This window comes from Methanobrevibacter sp. TLL-48-HuF1 (assembly GCF_023617305.1).
GTDB classification, from domain to species: Archaea; Methanobacteriota; Methanobacteria; order Methanobacteriales; family Methanobacteriaceae; genus Methanocatella; species Methanocatella intestini.
This window is the reverse complement of the sequence record NZ_CP081485.1, coordinates 375,839-394,960: the sequence shown is the minus strand read 5'-3', so window position 1 is coordinate 394,960 and position 19,122 is coordinate 375,839. Positions and strand designations below refer to the sequence as shown.

At 30.9% G+C, this 19,122-nt stretch carries 12 protein-coding genes and 1 tRNA gene; 10 read left to right on the top strand and 3 right to left on the bottom strand.

Translation table 11 applies throughout. The features are described 5' to 3' along the window. Window positions 1–86: 86 nt before the first annotated feature. Complete coding sequence (gene pheT, locus K4897_RS01890; RefSeq protein ID WP_250416387.1) at window positions 87–1,748, bottom strand: phenylalanine--tRNA ligase subunit beta; 1,662 nt, start codon at window positions 1,746–1,748, stop codon at window positions 87–89. Window positions 1,749–1,773: 25 nt separating this feature from the next. After that, window positions 1,774–2,133: a hypothetical protein gene (locus K4897_RS01885; RefSeq protein WP_094516145.1), complete on the bottom strand. Its 360-nt coding sequence runs from the start codon at window positions 2,131–2,133 to the stop codon at window positions 1,774–1,776. A gap of 472 nt (window positions 2,134–2,605) precedes the next feature. On the opposite strand from K4897_RS01885, the gene K4897_RS01880 reads away from it, so the two are divergent. The 9 genes from K4897_RS01880 to cysS all read left to right on the top strand — a co-directional run bounded on the left by K4897_RS01880 (window position 2,606) and on the right by cysS (window position 11,969). After that, entirely contained in the window at window positions 2,606–5,323 is a 2,718-nt protein-coding gene (locus K4897_RS01880) for a valine--tRNA ligase (protein WP_094516144.1), read from the top strand. 103 nt (window positions 5,324–5,426) lie between these two features. After that, window positions 5,427–6,146, top strand: coding sequence for a cyclopropane-fatty-acyl-phospholipid synthase family protein (locus K4897_RS01875; RefSeq protein WP_094516143.1), 720 nt, complete (start codon window positions 5,427–5,429; stop codon window positions 6,144–6,146). A gap of 68 nt (window positions 6,147–6,214) precedes the next feature. Beyond that, window positions 6,215–7,531, top strand: coding sequence for a 3-phosphoshikimate 1-carboxyvinyltransferase (aroA, locus tag K4897_RS01870; protein ID WP_019264189.1), 1,317 nt, complete (start codon window positions 6,215–6,217; stop codon window positions 7,529–7,531). A gap of 8 nt (window positions 7,532–7,539) precedes the next feature. Further along, window positions 7,540–8,169 carry an endonuclease III gene (gene nth / locus K4897_RS01865; protein ID WP_019264188.1) on the top strand — a complete coding sequence of 210 codons (630 nt, stop codon included), beginning with the start codon at window positions 7,540–7,542 and terminating at the stop codon, window positions 8,167–8,169. Between the two features lie 146 nt (window positions 8,170–8,315). Further along, on the top strand, window positions 8,316–9,263 hold the full coding sequence (cysK, locus tag K4897_RS01860) for a cysteine synthase A (RefSeq protein WP_019264187.1): 948 nt from the start codon (window positions 8,316–8,318) through the stop codon (window positions 9,261–9,263). A gap of 90 nt (window positions 9,264–9,353) precedes the next feature. Then, a complete protein-coding gene (gene cysE, locus K4897_RS01855) occupies window positions 9,354–10,067 on the top strand; it encodes a serine O-acetyltransferase (protein WP_019264186.1) in 714 nt (237 codons plus the stop codon). Window positions 10,068–10,076: 9 nt separating this feature from the next. After that, window positions 10,077–10,463 carry a transcriptional regulator gene (locus K4897_RS01850; protein WP_019264185.1) on the top strand — a complete coding sequence of 129 codons (387 nt, stop codon included), beginning with the start codon at window positions 10,077–10,079 and terminating at the stop codon, window positions 10,461–10,463. 50 nt (window positions 10,464–10,513) lie between these two features. Beyond that, a tRNA-Cys gene (locus K4897_RS01845) sits at window positions 10,514–10,585 on the top strand. 37 nt (window positions 10,586–10,622) lie between these two features. Then, window positions 10,623–11,969 (top strand): cysteine--tRNA ligase, encoded by a 1,347-nt coding sequence (cysS, locus tag K4897_RS01840; protein WP_019266229.1) that lies wholly within the window; start codon window positions 10,623–10,625, stop codon window positions 11,967–11,969. 7 nt (window positions 11,970–11,976) lie between these two features. On the opposite strand, the gene K4897_RS01835 is transcribed toward cysS, so the two are convergent. Continuing rightward, on the bottom strand, window positions 11,977–12,501 hold the full coding sequence (locus tag K4897_RS01835) for a flavodoxin family protein (protein ID WP_011953792.1): 525 nt from the start codon (window positions 12,499–12,501) through the stop codon (window positions 11,977–11,979). Window positions 12,502–12,718: 217 nt separating this feature from the next. On the opposite strand from K4897_RS01835, the gene K4897_RS01830 reads away from it, so the two are divergent. Further along, on the top strand, window positions 12,719–18,913 hold the full coding sequence (locus K4897_RS01830) for an Ig-like domain repeat protein (RefSeq protein WP_250416382.1): 6,195 nt from the start codon (window positions 12,719–12,721) through the stop codon (window positions 18,911–18,913). The last annotated feature ends 209 nt before the right edge of the window (window positions 18,914–19,122 follow it).

Below are 19,122 nucleotides of genomic sequence, written 5' to 3'. Positions count from 1 at the left end.
AATTGGAAAAATTGCTTTATGAAATTGATTTATCTTTAAATCCTCTGATAAAATAAAATTAAAAAAAGAGAAATTAGAAAATTGAATTATTCCTGTGGGTTAAATTCAATTTCAAATCCGATTACCGGATAATCTAGAGTAAAGTTAGTGATTACTTCAGGGGAGAATTCACCAAAGAAACCGGATACATTTCCATTAGCTGAAGTTCCTTTTACATCACTTACTCTTCCAGCTATAAAACTGGAATTGTCGCTGTCACTGATTTCCATGGAATAACCTAAGTTTTGAAGTAAGCTGGTTACAACAGATTTGATTTCAGTAAAGTTTGCACTTGAGTGGCAGATTAATCCAGCTAGTTTTTTAGAAGCTCTTACTTTGGTTTCTTGGGTTTCATCCATATATAAGACATCACCTATTTCGAATATCTTTTGAGGTAAATCTTCGTGTTTATTGTCTTCTAAGAATTCCATTAAACTGTTGATTAAGCTTGTACGAATCATGGTTCTGTCAATTGTAATCGGTCTTGCTACCTGAACATGGTCGATTTCTTTTTGTTTCATTTTAGTGAAGTGTGCATCTTCATTAGTAAGCATTAAACTCATAATTTCCTGAAATCCTAATCCGATCATAACTTCTCTCATAATTGATTCTGATCTGAACCAGTCATGTTCGTAAGCTATTGTTGAAATGTCTGGAAGTTTAGCTTCAACATCATTAATTCTGTATTGTACAGCAATGTTTTCAACAATATCCACTTCGTGAAGAATATCTATTCTGTAAGATGGAATATAAACTTTCAATTCATTGTCATTTAATATTTCTGAGTCAAAACGTGCTTGAGATAATAGCTGTTGTATATCTTCAGCATTTAAGTCAGTTCCGCCAATTAAACTGTTAGCTACATCAACATGGACATTTTTTACCTGAGGAGTTAAATCAGGAGTAGTTATGATTTTATCCTCGTATTTAATTTCCATACTTTTTATTTTTCCGCCGACTTCTGCAAATGAACTGCAGATAATGTTTAAACACTGATTAACTGCACGTTCATCAGTTCCAGTTACATCTACAATAATGTTTTTTACATTTTCATCAATTTTTGTAAGTTCTCCATTAATGATTGGAGGCATGGAAAGTACCTGATTATCCTTGTCTAAAATTAAAGGATATTTATCAAAATCTTCAAGAAGATGAGCATAGGCAACTCCTTTTTCATGCTGGGTTAATATTTCTTCAGGAGTCATTGGAGTATCTTTTTCAAGAGCAACAAATGCATTTTCAGCTTTAGGAGTAGCTATATAATGGAATGGCTGGGATACAACATCTGCATTGTGAATACCAATAGCTACTTTTTTCCTGTCCCTTCCGATTACCCAGTGAAGGTTTTCCTGAAAATCCATAATATATTTAAGTTTATCACCGGTAAAATCAACACCTTCGATTTTTGCAAAGGCAATGTAAGGTCTGATTTTAGCCACTTCAGCATCTACAATTACACTTTCATCTGATGGTGCAACTTCATATTTTGGAAGTCCGGTTTCCTGATTGATAAAGCCTTTAAAAGATCTGGCAACTCCTTCTACAGATAAATTGTCCGGACGATTCGGGAAAAATTCCACTTTAATTTCTTCATCATCAAAGTCTTCAATATCACTTGACATCATTGGTAAAGTGTTTATTAATTCGTCTTTTTCCATATCTATTCCTAAATCTTTTAAATCTTGATATTTGAATGTAATAACTGGCATTTAATATACTCCAATAAAATTATTTTTATAATCCATAAATAGCTATGAAGAATAATGATTCAATTACAAAATGTAATGACCTGTGTTCTAATTCATTCATATGACTGTTAATAAGTAATGTGTGGCTTACATCTATTACAAAATGAATAAATGCTGCTAATATTCCTATTTCTAAATTTAAAAATACTATTGACACAAAAATAAAGTGGAATCCTGCTTCCATTAATTCATGTATAATCCATGTTTTCCATGGAGCATTTACTGAATTGTTAATTATTCCTCCTAAAATAAGGTAGAACTTATTAAAGATTTTCCACACGATTTGGGTGTGGACTGTGTCGCTTATAGCTAGTACGATTGCAACATAAAACCATAATAATTCCATTTTTAACAGTCCTTTTATATTCTTTTATACATTTATTATTTAGTGTAGTTAATCATTATTAAAGTATCTGTTTTATTGATTTCGTCGAAATTTTCTAATTTTTTTACAGCAGAAATTGTATGGTGATTTATTTTAATCACAGTTTTATTTAATTTTAAATCTTATGATGCTGAATTTATTGAAAACATTGCATTGCCGGTGAAATTAAAATTCTTAGATTAAATTCTATTGGGATTCGGCTTTAGATGTATCAGTCAGATATATGGATATTTTTGTCGAAAAAAATTCAGCAGAGTAAATAAAAGTTAAATCTCATAACTTTAAAATAAAAAGAGACATTTAAAATATTAATTTTCAATATAATTCAATTCGCCAAAATTTCATGAGAACCTGCAGTTTTTCTTATATATTTTTAAATAAAGAAATACATATTTAATAATATTATTTTTATTTAATTATTTGGAGAAAAGATATGTCAAGTGAGAATATTCCTAAAGACTATGATTTTAAAAAAGAAAAGATTTGGGAGCAAAAATGGGAAGATGAGGAGCTTTATAAATTCCTCGGTGATGGAACTAAACCTAGATATATAATTGATACTCCACCACCATATCCAACTGGTTCTATTCATTTAGGGCATGTGTTAAATTGGGTTTACATTGATATGAATGCAAGATACAGGAGATTAAAAGGCTTGGACGTTTTATTTACTCAGGGATGGGATTGTCATGGTCTTCCTACTGAAGTTAAAGTTGAAGAAACTCATGGAATTAAGAAAAATGATGTTTCAAGAGCTAAATTCAGAGAGTATTGTATTGAGTTAACTACTCAAAACATAGCTAAAATGAAAAATCAAATGCAATCTTTAGGTTTTTCACAGGATTGGAGCCGTGAATTTATTACTATGACTCCGGAATACATGAAAAGGACACAATATTCCTTTTTAAAAATGTATGATGAAGGATTAATTTATCAGGGTATTCATCCGGTTAACTGGTGTCCTCGTTGTGAAACAGCTATTGCTTTTGCAGAAGTAGAGTATAGTGATAATGAAACCTTTTTAAACTATGTCAATTTCCCGCCAGCTATGGAAGATTCTTATGATGATATAGCCAGTTCTAAAGTTTCAGGTAAAGAGGCCAATCCTAAAGATGAGGGTGTTATGATTGCAACTACCCGTCCTGAGTTAATGTCTGCTTGTGTAGCTGTTGTAGTTCATCCTGATGATGAAAGATATGCTCATTTAGTTGATAAATATGTTGAAGTACCTTTATCTCATCAGAAAGTAAAAATTTATCCTGATGAAGAAGTAGATCCTGAATTTGGTACTGGTGCAGTAATGGTTTGTACTTTCGGGGATAAAACAGATGTGGCCTGGGTAAATAAACATAATCTGGAAATTATTGATGCTATTGATGAAAAAGGCAGATTGACTGCAGCTGCCGGAAGATATGAAGGAATGGATTTGGCTACCTGTAAAGCTAAAACTATTGAAGACTTGAAAGAAGAAGGATACCTTTTAAAACAGGAAAAAGTTGACCAGAATGTTGGTCAGTGCTGGAGATGTAAAACTCCTATTGAAATTTTAGTTAAAAAACAATGGTTTGTAGCTGTAAATAAATTAATCGAGCAAACTAAAGATGCAGCAGAAGAAATGAACTGGGTTCCTGAACATATGAAAAGCCGTATGATTAACTGGGCAGATTCTATGGAATGGGACTGGTGTATTTCAAGACAAAGGTTATTTGCAACTCCTATACCTGTTTGGTTCTGTAAAGATTGTGGAAAAGTAATGCTTCCTGATGTTGAAGACTTGCCAGTTGATCCGACTCATGATAAACCTAAAAAAGCATGCAGCTGTGGATGTGAGGAATTTATTGGAGAAGAGGATGTTTTAGATACCTGGATGGACAGTTCTATTTCACCGCTTTCAATTGCAGGATGGCCTAACGAAGGTTATGAAAACAATTTCCCAGCTAATATCCGTCCGCAAGGACATGACATTATCAGAACATGGGCATTTTACACAACACTTCGTTGTCTTGCTTTAACAGGTAAAAAACCATTTGATGATATTGTAATCAATGGTATGGTATTTGGTGAAGACGGATACAAAATGAGTAAGTCCAGAGGAAATGTAATTGCTCCTGATGAAGTAATTGAGCAATACGGTGCAGATGCTTTAAGAACATGGGCAGCTAACAGTGTACCTGGTTCAGATGTAATATTTGACTGGAAGGACATTAAACATGGTTACAGATTCTTAAGAAAATTCTGGAATGCATTCAGATTCATCAGTATGCAGATATTTGATGAAGAGGTAAGCTACGATGAAATAAAAGGTAACTTTGATCCTCTTGATTTATGGATTTTATCTAAGTTAAATAACCTTAATAAAGTTGTAGATAATGCATTTGCAAATTATGACTTTGCAACTACAATTACATCAATTGAAAAATTCATCTGGCATGATTTCTGTGATGAATACATTGAAGCAGTAAAATACAGATTATACAATGATGATGTAAGTGATTCATCAAGAAAAGCAGCTAAATACACTTTAAGAAATGTTATTGAAACTTCATTGAAATTATTGTCTCCAATTGTACCATTCTTTGCAGAAGAAGTTTACCAATACTTTGGTGACGGCGAGTCTATTCATAAAACCTCCTGGCCGGAAGTTAATGAGGATTTAGTAAGTGAAGATTACGAAAACAAAGGTAATATCACTGTAGATTTAATTGATGAAGTAAGAAGATTCAAATCCAGTTCAAAAATACCTCTTAACGCTCAATTGTCTGAAGTTAATGTTTATACTAATGATGAGAATTTAGTTGAAATATTCGATGAATTTTCACAGGATATTGAAGGAACTCTTAAAATTGATGATTTATCTATTAAAACAGGAAAACCTGAAGTTCATGAAAAAATCATTGAAGTTGAACCTGACATGTCTCAAATCGGACCGATGTTTAAAAAAGATGCCGGAAAAATCATCGGTTACTTAAAATCCACTGATATTGAAAAAATAGCTGATGAATTAGAAGAATCTGGCGAATTAGCTATTGGAGATATTGTTGTGGGTAAAGATTTATTAAACATCTCAAAAGAAATTGTAGGAGCTTCCGGTAAAAAAGTAGATATCCTGCAGTCTGAAAATTTAGATGTTATTGTTGAAGTAATGAGATAATTTTACTTCAATTCTTATTTTTTTTAACAGTAAACTTTTTATTCTTCTTTTATCTAAAATTAATTTGTTTTTATTAAATTAACAATTTTTTTAAGTGATTACATTGAATTATGAGAAATCAATAAAGTATGATAAAAATTTAGTTGAAAATAAAATTATGGGTCCGAATCCTTTAAAACTAGTTGAAGAATTATTAGTAAATCATAATATTTCAGATTCTGCTACTGTGATGGATTTAGGAAGCGGAAATGGTTTAACTTCAGTATTTCTTGTAAAAGAATATGGCTTTAAAGTTTTCCCTACTGATTTGTGGAGTGACCCTACAGAAAACAAGAAATTTTTTGATAAAATGGGGCTTTCAGGTGATGAAATAATTCCTATCAAAGCGGATGCTAATGATCTGCCATTTGCTCATGAATTTTTTGATGCAATAATTTGTGCAGATTCCTATAATTACTTTGGAAGAGATTCAAGCTTTTTAGATGAAAAAATAATTCCGTTTATCAAACCTGGAGGTTATGTGTATATTGCAGTTCCTGGTATGAAAAAAGACTGTCATGATAATTTGCCTGATGAATTATTGCTTTCCTGGAATGAAGAACAGCTAGATTATATTCATGATATGGATTATTGGGAAGATATAATTGATAAATCTGATAAATCAAGGATTATTTCAATTAAACAGATGAAAGGAAATGAAGAACTTTGGCAGGATTGGATTAACTGTAACAATGAATATGCTGCAGGTGATAAAAAAGCTATTGATGCAGGAGCCTGCAAATATTTGAATTTTATAGCTATTGTACTTCAAAGAAAAGAGTAATTTTTTATTTAACTTAATTAATCAGATAAATATAATAATTATTATAAGGTAAATAAGAATTGATAACAATGAATCTTAAAGTTAAAAATATTTCCAATATTGGAGGTGAGGTTAAAGCACCACCTTCTAAAAGTTATTCTCATAGAGCAGTTATATTGGCATCTTTAGCTAATGGAACATCTAAAATTTATGATATACTTTTTTCACAGGATGTTTTATCATCTATTAATGTTTGCAGGGCTTTAGGAGCAAATATTACTAAAAAAGATGATTATCTGGAAATAACTGGAACCAATGGTAAATTGCATAATTCATCAGAAGTTCCTATTGATTTAGGTAATTCAGGAACTACTTTAAGATTAATGACCAGTATAGCTAGTTTAGCTGACAATGAAGTTATTTTAACGGGAGATGAATCTTTACAGACAAGACCTATGGAAATTTTAACCGAATCATTAGCTTCATTAGGTGTAAATGCAACTTCCATCAACGGCAATGGAAAAGCACCTATTTTAATTAAACCAGGTTATGTGGGTGGTGAAACTAGTATTTTAGGTAATGTCAGTTCCCAATTTATTTCATCAATTCTAATTTCTGCCCCTTTGTCTGAAAAGGGTGTTGATTTATTTGTACTTCCTGAATTCAAGTCACGTCCTTATGTAAATATGACCTGTGATATAATGGCTAAATTTGGTGTTAAAATTAAAAATGAATTTTATATACGCCATGATGACTGTGATAAGGAATTTAAAAACTGTCGCATTGATGAATTTAACATAGCTAAACAGGAATATAAATCCTGTGATTATATAGTTGAAGGGGATTATTCATCAGCGTCTTATTTGCTGGCAGCTGTAGCTATTTATGGTGGGAAAGCTAAAATATTAAATTTATTTAAAGATTCTAAACAGGGAGATAAATTAATATTGGATATTTTAAGACAGATGGGTGCAAAAATAGAAATATCTGATGATTATGTTGAAATTTCATCTGAGGGTAATTTAAAAGGAATCGATGTTAATTTATCAAATGCTCCTGATTTATTAATTACAGTAGCTATTTTAGCAGCTCTGGCTAATGGAACTACTAACATTACTGGTGTTAAACATGCCAGAGTTAAAGAAACAGATAGAATAGATACTACATGCAGAGAACTTGAGAAATTAGGATGTAATTTAAAAGAATTTGAAGACGGCATGTCTATTGAAGGCGGAATCCATTCAGGTACTGTTGATTCACATAAAGATCATAGATTGGCTATGGCATTTTCTTTAGTTGGTCTGAAACATGATATAGAAATTACGAATGGGGAAGTTTTTGATGTGTCTTTTCCTAATTTTATTGAAGCTATGGCAGAAATTGGAGTTGAACTGGAGTTAATTTAGGAAGTGGTTTGGTGTTGGAACTAACAAAAACTGATAAGGTTATTAAAATTGTTGATGAGTTAAATAAGTTATATAAAATTAGAAAATTTCTAAATAATGATCCATACAAGGTTTTAGTCAGAACAATTTTATCTCAAAGAACCAGAGATGAAAACACAGATCAGGCTACTAAAAACTTATTTGGCAAATATAAAGACATTTATGAAGTTGTGGATGCTCCAACTGAGGATGTTGAAGAGTTAATCAGATGTTCCGGATTTTACCGTGTAAAAGCAGCTAGAATTAAGGAAGTTTCAAGGATTTTAATTGATCAGTATGGGGGAGAAGTTCCAGATAATTTAAAAGAGCTGGTTGAGCTTCCTGGGGTGGGCCGTAAAACCGCTAACTGTGTTCTGGTTTATGCATTTGAACTTCCAGCTATTCCTGTTGATACTCATGTTCATAGAATTTCCAATAGGATTGGTTTGGTAAATACCAAAACACCTGAACAGACAGAAGTGGAATTAGCTAAAATAGCTCCTAAGGAATTATGGATTAAATTAAATGATTTAATGGTTCAGTTTGGCCAGACTATCTGTAAACCGATGAGTCCCCAATGTGAAATGTGTCCAATATCAGATATTTGTGATTACTGCTGATTTTCCGAAACATTTATAAATAAAAACATTGTTATATAACATTAGTTATAAACAATAACTATTGTTATATTAGGTATTCCAAAATATAACAATTAATGATAACCCTTTATAATATACCTTAAATAGATTAATTAGGAGAAATAATTATGGTAAATGTCCCAGAATTAAAAAGAGGAGTTTTAAATAGTGTTATTGATGCTATTGGAAATACTCCTATTGTAAAATTAAATAATATAACTGAAGATTTAGATGCAGAAGTAGATGTAAAAATGGAATCTTTCAATCCAACTGGAAGTGTAAAAGACCGTGTTGCAGTTGCAATGATTGAAGATGCTGAAGAAAAAGGTTTGCTTAAAGAAGGTTCTGTAATTATTGAACCAACTAGTGGAAACACCGGTATTGGATTAGGTTTTGCTGCAGCTGCTAAAGGTTACAGATTAATTTTAACCATGCCTGAAACCATGTCTATTGAAAGAAGGAAATTGTTAGGTATCTTTGGAGCAGAATTAGTATTAACTCCAGGTTCAGAAGGTATGGGTGGAGCTATAGCTAAAGCTGATGAATTGGAAAAAGAAATTCCAAATGGTATTGTTTTACATCAATTTGATAATGAAGCTAATACAAGAATTCATTCTAAAACTACTGCTAAAGAAATTTTAAGAGATACTGAAGGTAAAATTGATGCTGTAGTTGCTGGTGTAGGAACTGGAGGAACTATTACAGGTATTGGAAAAGTATTAAAAGAGGAAAATCCTGATGTTCAAATTATAGCTGTTGAACCTGAGTCTTCTCAAACCTTAGGAAAAGGAGTTAAAGGATCTCATAAAATCCAAGGTATTGGTGCAGGTTTTGTTCCGTCTATTTATGATTCTGATATTATTGATGAGATTATTCCTGTTAAAGATGAAGATGCAGGTAACACCTTACTTGATTTAGCTAAAAAAGAAGGAATCTTTGCAGGAATTTCATCTGGAGCAGCAACATGGGCTGCAATTCAAGTAGCTAAAAGGGATGAAAATAAAGGTAAAAGAATATTGGCTATTTTACCTGATGACGGTTCAAGATATTTATCTGTTGACTGGTTATTTGAATAAATTTATATATTATGTATTATAGAAAATGTATATACTATATGTTATATTTTTATAGATATACATATTCTAAATACAATTTGGGGTTTGTTAATGCTTGGTAGATTAAAGAGTGAAATCAAGACAATAAAGGAGAAGGATCCGGCAGCACGCAGTACTCTAGAGATATTTTTATGTTATCCTGGTTTTTATGCTATTATTATGCATAGAGTCAGCCATTATCTATGGAATCACTCTTTAAAGTTATTGGCTAGAATGAATTCAAATTTAGCCAGATTTTTAACAGGTATTGAAATCCATCCCGGTGCAACTATAGGTCAGCGTGTTTTTATTGACCATGGAATGGGTGTTGTTGTTGGAGAAACTGCAATTGTTGGTGATGATGTACTTATTTATCAGGGAGTAATTCTTGGAGGAACAAGCACACAAAAAACTAAAAGACACCCAACTATAGAAAAAGGAGCAATTATTGGTGCTGGAGCTAAAGTAATGGGTAATATTACTGTTGGCCAATATTCTAAAATAGGAACTGGTGCTGTTGTTTTAAAAGATGTTCCTCCGGATTCCACATGTGTCGGAGTTCCCGGAAGAATTGTTAGAAGTAAAAATGCAGAAAATATTGAAATTCACCATAAAACTGTTGATTTAGATCATAATAAGCTTCCAGATCCAGTAGCTGATGCAATTAATACTCTTACAAAGCATCTTAAAGAAAATGATAAACACATTAAGATATTATATGAAAAAAATTCAATTTGTTTAGCTGAAGATGATGAAGACGAATTGGATGATTTATTGAAAAAATAGGAGATTAACATGAAACCGCCTTGTGAAATTGTTGTATGGTATGTAATACCTGCAATTAGATCAGAATTAGCTAAAGATTTATTGGCTTTAGGTATGAAACAAAAGGATGTTTCTGAACTTATGGATATAACTCAACCTGCTGTATCTCAGTATATTACTGATAAAAGAGGTAGTGGTGTTGTTTTAAGTTCAAATGTAAAAGAAATGGTTAATGAATTAGCTATTCAATTACATAATGGTGAAGCTAAAAAAACAGAAATAATTGGTAGAACATGTTCTATTTGCAAACATATTGAAATTGGGGATGTTTTAAAACAATTAAACATTGATAAAAATGATCTTGATGAAGATTGTCAAGGTTGTTTAGGTTCTGAAGTTACAGAATGTAAATCGTAAACTATATATGTAATAATAGTCAAACTATTAATTACTGTTTTATTTTTTATGGCAAGCTGACCGAGCGGCTTAGGTGCGTGGCTGCAGACCATGATACTGGGGTTCAAATCCCTAGCTTGCCTTCATTATTAATTATATTGCTTTTTTTGAGGTATTTTTATGGAAATTTATTCTACTTTAACTCGTAGTAAAGAAAGTTTTGAAACCATGAATGATAATAGAATTAATTTATTTGTTTGTGGACCTACTGTTTATGATGATGCTCATATTGGCCATGGAAGAACTTACATTTCTTTTGATACAATAAAAAGATACTGGGAATATAAAGGTTATACAGTATTTTATATTCAGAACATTACTGATGTTGATGATAAGATAATTAAAAGATCAAAAGAAACTGGAATTCCTGCAGGTGATATAGCTAAGAAGTTTGAAAAAAGATATATTGAAGACATGGCTAAATTAAATGTCACAGGAGTTAATTTATTTGCAAGAGCTACTGACCACATGGGCGAAATAATTGATCAGATTCAAAGATTAATTGATAAAGGTTTTGCTTATGAAACTGAAGACGGAGTCTATTTTGGAATAGACAATTTTAAGGAATTTGGAAAATTATCAAATAGAAACATTGAAGAATTGGAATCCCATAGGGAAATAGCTAAAACTACTAAGAAAAATCCGATTGATTTTGCATTATGGAAAAAAAGAGAAAATGTAGATGAACCTGTATGGAACTCTCCATGGGGTGAAGGAAGACCTGGATGGCATATTGAAGATACAGCTATTACTGAATACTACTTCGGACCGCAATATGATGTTCATGGAGGTGGGCTTGACTTAATATTCCCTCATCATGAAGCAGAAATCACCCAAATGGAAGCAGTTAGCGGAAAAAGTCCTATGGTAAATTACTGGTTACACACCGGATTTTTAAATGTTTCAGGAGAAAAAATGTCCAAATCTTTAAATAATTTCATTACGATTCGTGAATTACTTAAAGAATATGATGCTGATGTATTCAGGTTCTTTGTATTGTCTACTCATTACAGAAGTCCAATTGACTTTTCAAAAGAGTCACTTCATCAGTCTGAAAAAAGTTTAGATAAAATTAAAAAATATTATGAATCATTAGAATGTGAAATCATAGAAAATGCCACTTCTGATTATGCTCCATTAAAAATTGCTAAAGAAGAATTCTTTAAAAGTATGGATGATGATTTCAACACTCCAAAAGCTATTGCAGCTATTTTCGGATTAATAAATGATTCCAAAAGTGAAATTGATTCTTTAGCTGATGAAGATGTTTCAGCTATTCGTGAATTTTTAGATGATGTTGGTTTTATTTTAGGTATTGATTTTGTTTTAAAAGATACAGGATCTTCTGATGAATTATTAACTTTAATTTCAGATGTTAGACAAGAATTAAGAAACAACAAACAATATGAATTGTCTGATAAAATAAGAAATCAGCTAACTGATTTAGGTTATGAAATAAGTGATTAGAGGAGATTTATAATTTATCTCCTATTTTTTCTATTTGTGCAATAGCTTCTTCTAATCCGTCACCTTTTCCAGCAGCTCCTTTTGCAACAATGGTATCGATTATTTCCATACCCATGTATCCAAATGGTATAACTTTCATTGAATCAATGTAGGCTGCAAATGCATCGCTTGGTTGAGCCTGGGTAAATATTTCTATTACTTTTGTACCTTCTAAGCTTTTATTTGGATTTTGTGAAACTTGATAGAATCTGTCAATTAATGTTTTTGCTTGTCCGCTCATTTGACCATAGTAAATTGGGCTTGAGAAAATAAATAAATCTGCTTCAAGCATTTCATCAATGATTTTTCTTGCATCATCATCTTTTACACAGTCGCCTTTTTGACAGGCTTGACAGGCTTTACAAAAACCAATATCTAATTCATTAAGATAGTAAATGCTTTTTTCACCGTCAATTTTTTCCAATACTTTGTTTACTAAAATATCACAGTTTCCGTCTTTTCTAGGACTTCCTACGATTGCTACAGTTTTCATAATTTTACACTCTCCTATACTTGTAAATTTATGTTTGTGTTATATTTAAATTATTGTTTTTTGCAACATTTTTCCTTAATTTGCTCAAAATATTTTGACAAATCATAAATATGCTTGTATTATAAATATATTGATTAAACTTAAGAATTATTTTATTTCAATAAAAAACTTTAAGTTTCAATGTATATTAATTTAAAATGAAGTTAACGGGGATATGATGATTAAAAAAAGATTTATTTTAGTTATCATGATTATTTTAACATTTTCCATGTCATTAGTTAATGCTAATGAAGATTTAAATAATGTTGGATATAATGATGGCTTGCAAGTTAATTCCACATATTCTGAGGATGTTTTAACTGCTCCTGAGGATGTTGGAACATTTAGTGATTTGAATTCGAATATTCAGGCAAATCCGAACATAAGTTTGGATAAGGATTATAAATATGATTCTTCAAGTGATGGTTCTTTATCATCAGGTATCATAATTGATAAAGATACAACTGTTGATGGTGCATCACACATAATAAATGGAAGCAATTCCAAAGATGTAAGGCTGTTTGCTGTTAATAAAGGTACTTTAACTTTAAAAAACATTATAATAACTGATTTGAATTATAATGCAGATGATAAAGGAATAATTTATCAAAATGGAGGTAATCTTGTACTGGATAATGTTACTTTTCAAAATTCAGGATATAAAAGTTTAATATGGGCTGATGGAGGTTCATTAACTGTAACCAATTCTTATTTTATCAATAATACTGCAACTAACATATTCAGAGTCAGCGGATATAATTCTGTTTTTATAAACAGTAATGTAATAATGAATAACAATATTTCCAATGCATTACTTGAAAATGGATTGAATGTAAACACTATTGACAATAATGTTTTTATAAACAATATCAATCATGTAAATATTGAATATATTAAAAGCTGTAGGGATAATTACTGGGGTACAAATGCAGCTACCTATGGTTCTGTTGGAATATTGTATAAATGTGATTTTACAATAGCTAAATTAAGTATTGTCGGTAATAATACTATTTCTGGAGATTCTGCTTATCAGATTGTATTTAATAATACAAAACTGCCTGTATTTAATCTTAATGCAATTATCGATGAAAAATATGCTACCTTGAATCAGAACAGTATAACTGTCAAAAAAGGAGCTGCAGAAGTTAGTGTTAGCCCTAAAGCTAATGGTGTTGCAACGTTAAGTGTTGGTAAAAATTTAATTAAAGATTCCAATACTAAAAATATTAAAATTAATCTTGACGGAAGTATTGATGAGTTATGGGTAGCAACTACAGGTAGTGATACTAACGACGGCAGTAAAGACAAACCATTAGCCAGCATAACTAAAGCTATTGAAATAGCAAAATCAGGTTATACTATTCATATAATGGATGGGGAGTATTCTCAAAAAGTTTTAGAAATCAATAAAACGCTGTCATTTATTGGTGAAGGAAATAATGTTATTATAAGAGGAACTGGAAACCGTGCATTTTCATGTACTGAAGACGGATGCAATTTGGAATTTATAAACATTACTTTTGCAAATTTAATATCTGAAGAAACAAGATCTGCAGCATTATATATTGAAGGTGATGGTTTTCTTAAAGTAATTAATTGTACTTTTAAAGATATTGGAGCCAGATATGGTGCTATGGACATAGGAACTACTGCAAATGCAGAAATTAAAAACTGTACTTTTGAAAATGTAGTAGGAACTGCTTCCAGATCAGCTATTATTCATGTTTCTGGAAGCGGGGAGTATATTTTTGACGGATTAACTATTTCAAATTCCAAATTAGCTGATAATGTTGTAGAAAATGATAAGTATGCATATTTAAGGGGGATATTTTATATTGATGATTCAAATGCAGTTGTAACTTTAAATAATACTGTTATTAGAGGTTCATCAGGTCCAATGCAGGCAGTAATAGAAACAAGAGGAAAACTAACTATTTTCAATACTGTAATTGTGAATAATACTGTTGGTATGACTTCTACTGGTTTTGGTCAGTATCTTATTTACGGATCAAGTGCAAATGCTAATATTAATATTAAAAACACGGTAATTTCAAACAATACTGCTGGAGACAGCTCTGAGAGTGAAATTTTCCAGCTTACAAATGGAAATGCTCTTGATGTATCTTATTCCAGCATTGTTGATAATAAAGTTAACAAAATATTCAATGTTAAATCAGGAAATGCTGCAATTGCTCTGGATTATAACTGGTGGGGAAATAATACTGTTTCCAATGATAAAATCAGTAAATGGATCATAATGACCACACCAGATAATATAACTGCTCAAAAAGGTAAAACAATTGATGTGGGAGTATATTTCAATCATTATACAGATGCAAGTGGTAAAATTTATGATTTGGCTGTAAATGTTCCAATAACTGTTAAATTCAGTACAATCAATGGAACTTTGTTAAGCAATGTTGCATATAGTGTTAATGGAATAGCTAGTGTTCCATATACTGTAAATAATAATGATACAATTACTGTAAAATCAGGTAACCAGATAGCTACTATTAAGATTATTTCCAAAGTCATTGATGCGATTTGGGTGTCAGCTGATGGTAATGATGCAAATGACGGCAGTAAAAACTTTCCGGTAGCTACAATAGCTAAAGCAATTGAACTGGCTAAAAATTCATCTACAATATATGTTATGGAAGGAACTTATTCTCAAAGTCAGATAACAATAAATAAGGAAGTATCTATTACAGGTTTAGGTAAAGTTATTTTGACCAATAATGCATTTGTCTGCAAAGCAGATAATGTGGAATTTAATAACATTGTATTTTCACAAAATGACGGATCTGCAGTTTTAAAAGTATATGGCAATAATATTAAAATATATAACTGTACATTTGACAGTGTTAATACTGATTTGGGAGTATTGTATCTTTCTTCAGGTTCTGTTGATATTGTTAACACTCTAATAAACAATGTAAACAGCAGATATTTAATTTCAATTTCTAAAAATACTATTTTAAAAATGTCAAATTCTGTTGTTGACGGAAATAACCTTGAAAACAGTATTTTTTATCTTGGAGACGGATCTTCTTTAAATGTGGATTATTGTATTATCACTAACAACAGATTTGTTAATTATACAAGTGTGGAAGAAGACGGCAAATCCGAAATTTCTCTTGATTATAACTGGTGGGGAACCAACACACCTGCAGGAAAGGATATTAAAAATTGGGTAATAATGAATGCTCCTGAAAGTATTTCCGGTGAAAAAGGTGAAACTATAAATGTCAATGTTGATTTCAACCATTATATAGGTGTTGGTGGTAAAATTCATACATTAACAAAACATATTCCGGAAACAACAATTGATTTTGATGGAAATATTCTAAATACTGTCAACGGATTAGTTACTTTTTCATATACTATAGAAAACAGCAATAAAATTGTTGTAAAGTCTGCCAATCAAAGTTCAGTCATTGATGTCATTATAAAAGAAGTTAAAAGAGATGTCTGGGTATCTAAGGAAGGAAATGATGAAAACAATGGTAGCCAAACCAGTCCTGTAGCTACAATCAAAAAAGCTTTAGAATTAGTAAGTGACGGATATTCAATTTACATAGCGCCGGGAACTTATCTGGAATATGGATTGGAAATAACTAAGTCTGTAAATATAATTGGTTCAGGCAAAGTCATTATTGATGCTGATAATAATGGCAAAATAATTTCTACAACAAATAAATCTGCAGTTATTAATTTAGCTAATTTGGAATTAACCAAAGCAAAAAGCAACTTTGGATGTGCAGTTTATAATTTAGGAGCTGATTTTACACTAAATAATATAAGCATTTATGATAATGAAATAACTGATGCTTTAGCTAATACTATGAGTGCTATTTACAATACTGGAGTAATGACAATCAAAAACTCTAAAATAATTCATAATATTGGGCATGGATTAATATACAACAGCAATAATCTTGCATTGATTAATTCAACTGTATCAGGCAATGATATCGCTTCAGGCACTTCATCATATGGAATTGTTTATTCAACGGGAGGTACTGTAAAAATAGTTGATTCTGATTTTGACAATAATATTGCAAGATTGGGAACTGTTTATATTTCCAGTGGAAACCTTATAGTTGAAAACTCTATTTTTGAATCTAACAGAGTTACTGTAGGAAATGGAGGAGCTATTACTTTATGGTCTTTAAGTTCTAAAGTAAACATAACTAATGCCACATTTAGAGATAATATGGCTGCTAAGGATGGTGGAGCTATTTTGGCTAGAGGTGATGTAAACATATTAAATTCCATATTTGAAGACAATGCTGCAGGTAATGGATATTATGGAAATGCAATTTATAATTATGGTAATTTAAACATTCATTATTCAGTATTATTGGAAAATGCTTCCTCCAATTATGTAATTTATAATTGCGGATACAATCCTTCTGCTAATGCACAATACAACTGGTGGGGAACTAATAATGATCCTTCAAAAGTGGTTGGTGCAGGTAAATGGGATGAAGATACTCCATGTGAGGATGTAGATGTTTCAAATTGGATTATTATGAGTGTAACTCCAAACATTATTGAAAATATCACAGGAAATCAAGTTATAAAAGCAACATTTGATAAATATCAAGGCAACGATGGAAAACTTTATGATTTAACTAAAACTCTTCCTGAATTTAATGTTAAATTCAGTGCGATTAATGGCACATTATCAGATAATCTGGCTAAAGTTATTAATAATGCAGCTAGTGTTAATTACACAATATCTGACAATGATACAATTACTGTAGAATCTGGTAATGAAATATTTAATATTAAAGTTATTGTAGCTAAAGAAAACTCAATTATTTTAATCAACGTTAATGATATTGTTGTAGGTGAAAATGCTACAATTGATGTATTTGTCAATAAAAATGCAACAGGTAATGTGGTTGTTAGTGTTAACAATAAAAATACTACGGTTAATATTAAAGATGGTAAAGCCAGTTTAATTGTAAGTGACTTGCCTGTCGGCAAATATGACATTGTAGTTAAATATAGTGGAGATGCTAATTATGGAGCTAGTACAAACATAACCTCATTTAATGTAGGCAAAATAGCTAAATATGACATTGATGTTGATATTTCCAGGGTTCAAAGTGGAGAAAATGCTACAATAACTGTAAGTCTGCCAAAAGATGCAACAGGAAATGTTACAATAATCATTGGAAATAAAAAGTATAATGCAACTGTAGTTAATGGAACTGCTAAAATTACCACTGATGTATTGGATAATGGTACTTATAATGTTGTTGTATCTTATTCTGGAGATAATAACTATGTTAATTATACTAAACAGCTTAACATGACTGTAGATATTAATAAAAATGTTAACTTAAAAGCAAATGACATTGTTATGTTTTATAAAGATGGAAGCAGATTTACAGCAGTTTTAACTGATTATAAAGGTAATCCGATAGCTAATGAAACTTTAATATTTGTAATTAATGGTGTAAATTATACTAAAATTACTGATAATAAAGGAACTGCTTCAATGGCACTTAAGTTAATGCCTGGAGTATATGAAGGTTTAGTACTGTTTAATGGAACTTCAAATTACAACAATATCTCTGTTAAATGTAATATAACAATTAAATCTACTGTTATTGGCCAGGATATTGTTAAAATGTTTAGAAATGCAACTCAGTATTCTGCACTATTCCTGGACAGCAACGGTAAGGCTTTAGTTAACGCTACTGTTAAGTTTAACATTAACGGTGTTTTCTATACTAAAAATACTAATGGTGAAGGTATAGCTACTTTAAACATCCAATTGCTTCCTAAAGAATATATTATAACCAACTATAATCTTGTTACTGGTGAGGAAAACTCAAATAAAGTTACAGTTAAATCTTTACTTGTTGATAACTCTGATTTGGTTAAATATTACTTAAATGAATCCGGTTATACTCTTAAGGTTATTGGTAAAGACGGTAAAGTTGCAGCTAATCAGGAAATAACCTTCAACATCAACGGAGTCTTTTACCACAGAGTATCTGACGACAATGGAGTTGTCAGTTTGGGTATTAAGTTACGTCCGGGCACCTACATTGTAACTGCTGAATACGAAGGCTGCAGAGTCTCCAACAGCATTACAGTATTGCCAACTTTAATTACTAAAGAGCTTGACATGAAATACTTAGACGGCAGTAATTTCACTGCAAAAACACTTGACGGTCAAGGTAAAGCATTAGCTAACCAAAATGTATCATTTAACGTAAATGGTGTATTCTACCATAAAACAACAGATGAAAACGGTATAGCTAACTTAAATATCCGTTTAAATCCAGGTAAATATATCATCACATCTATCTGGAACGAATATCAGGTTGGAAACAATATTACAATTGCTTAAAAAAGAGGATTCCAAATTCTCTTTTTCTTTTTTTAATAAAAACCTTTATATATTTTAAATGTCTATTGTTATATGATATTATAACACACATTATAATTTCATTTATTTTTCGTAAGCCCTATTTTTAGGTTTACCCAAACATTTATATATGTTAAATAACTATTGTTATATATCACTATAACATGTGATATATTTATATTGAAAATCAT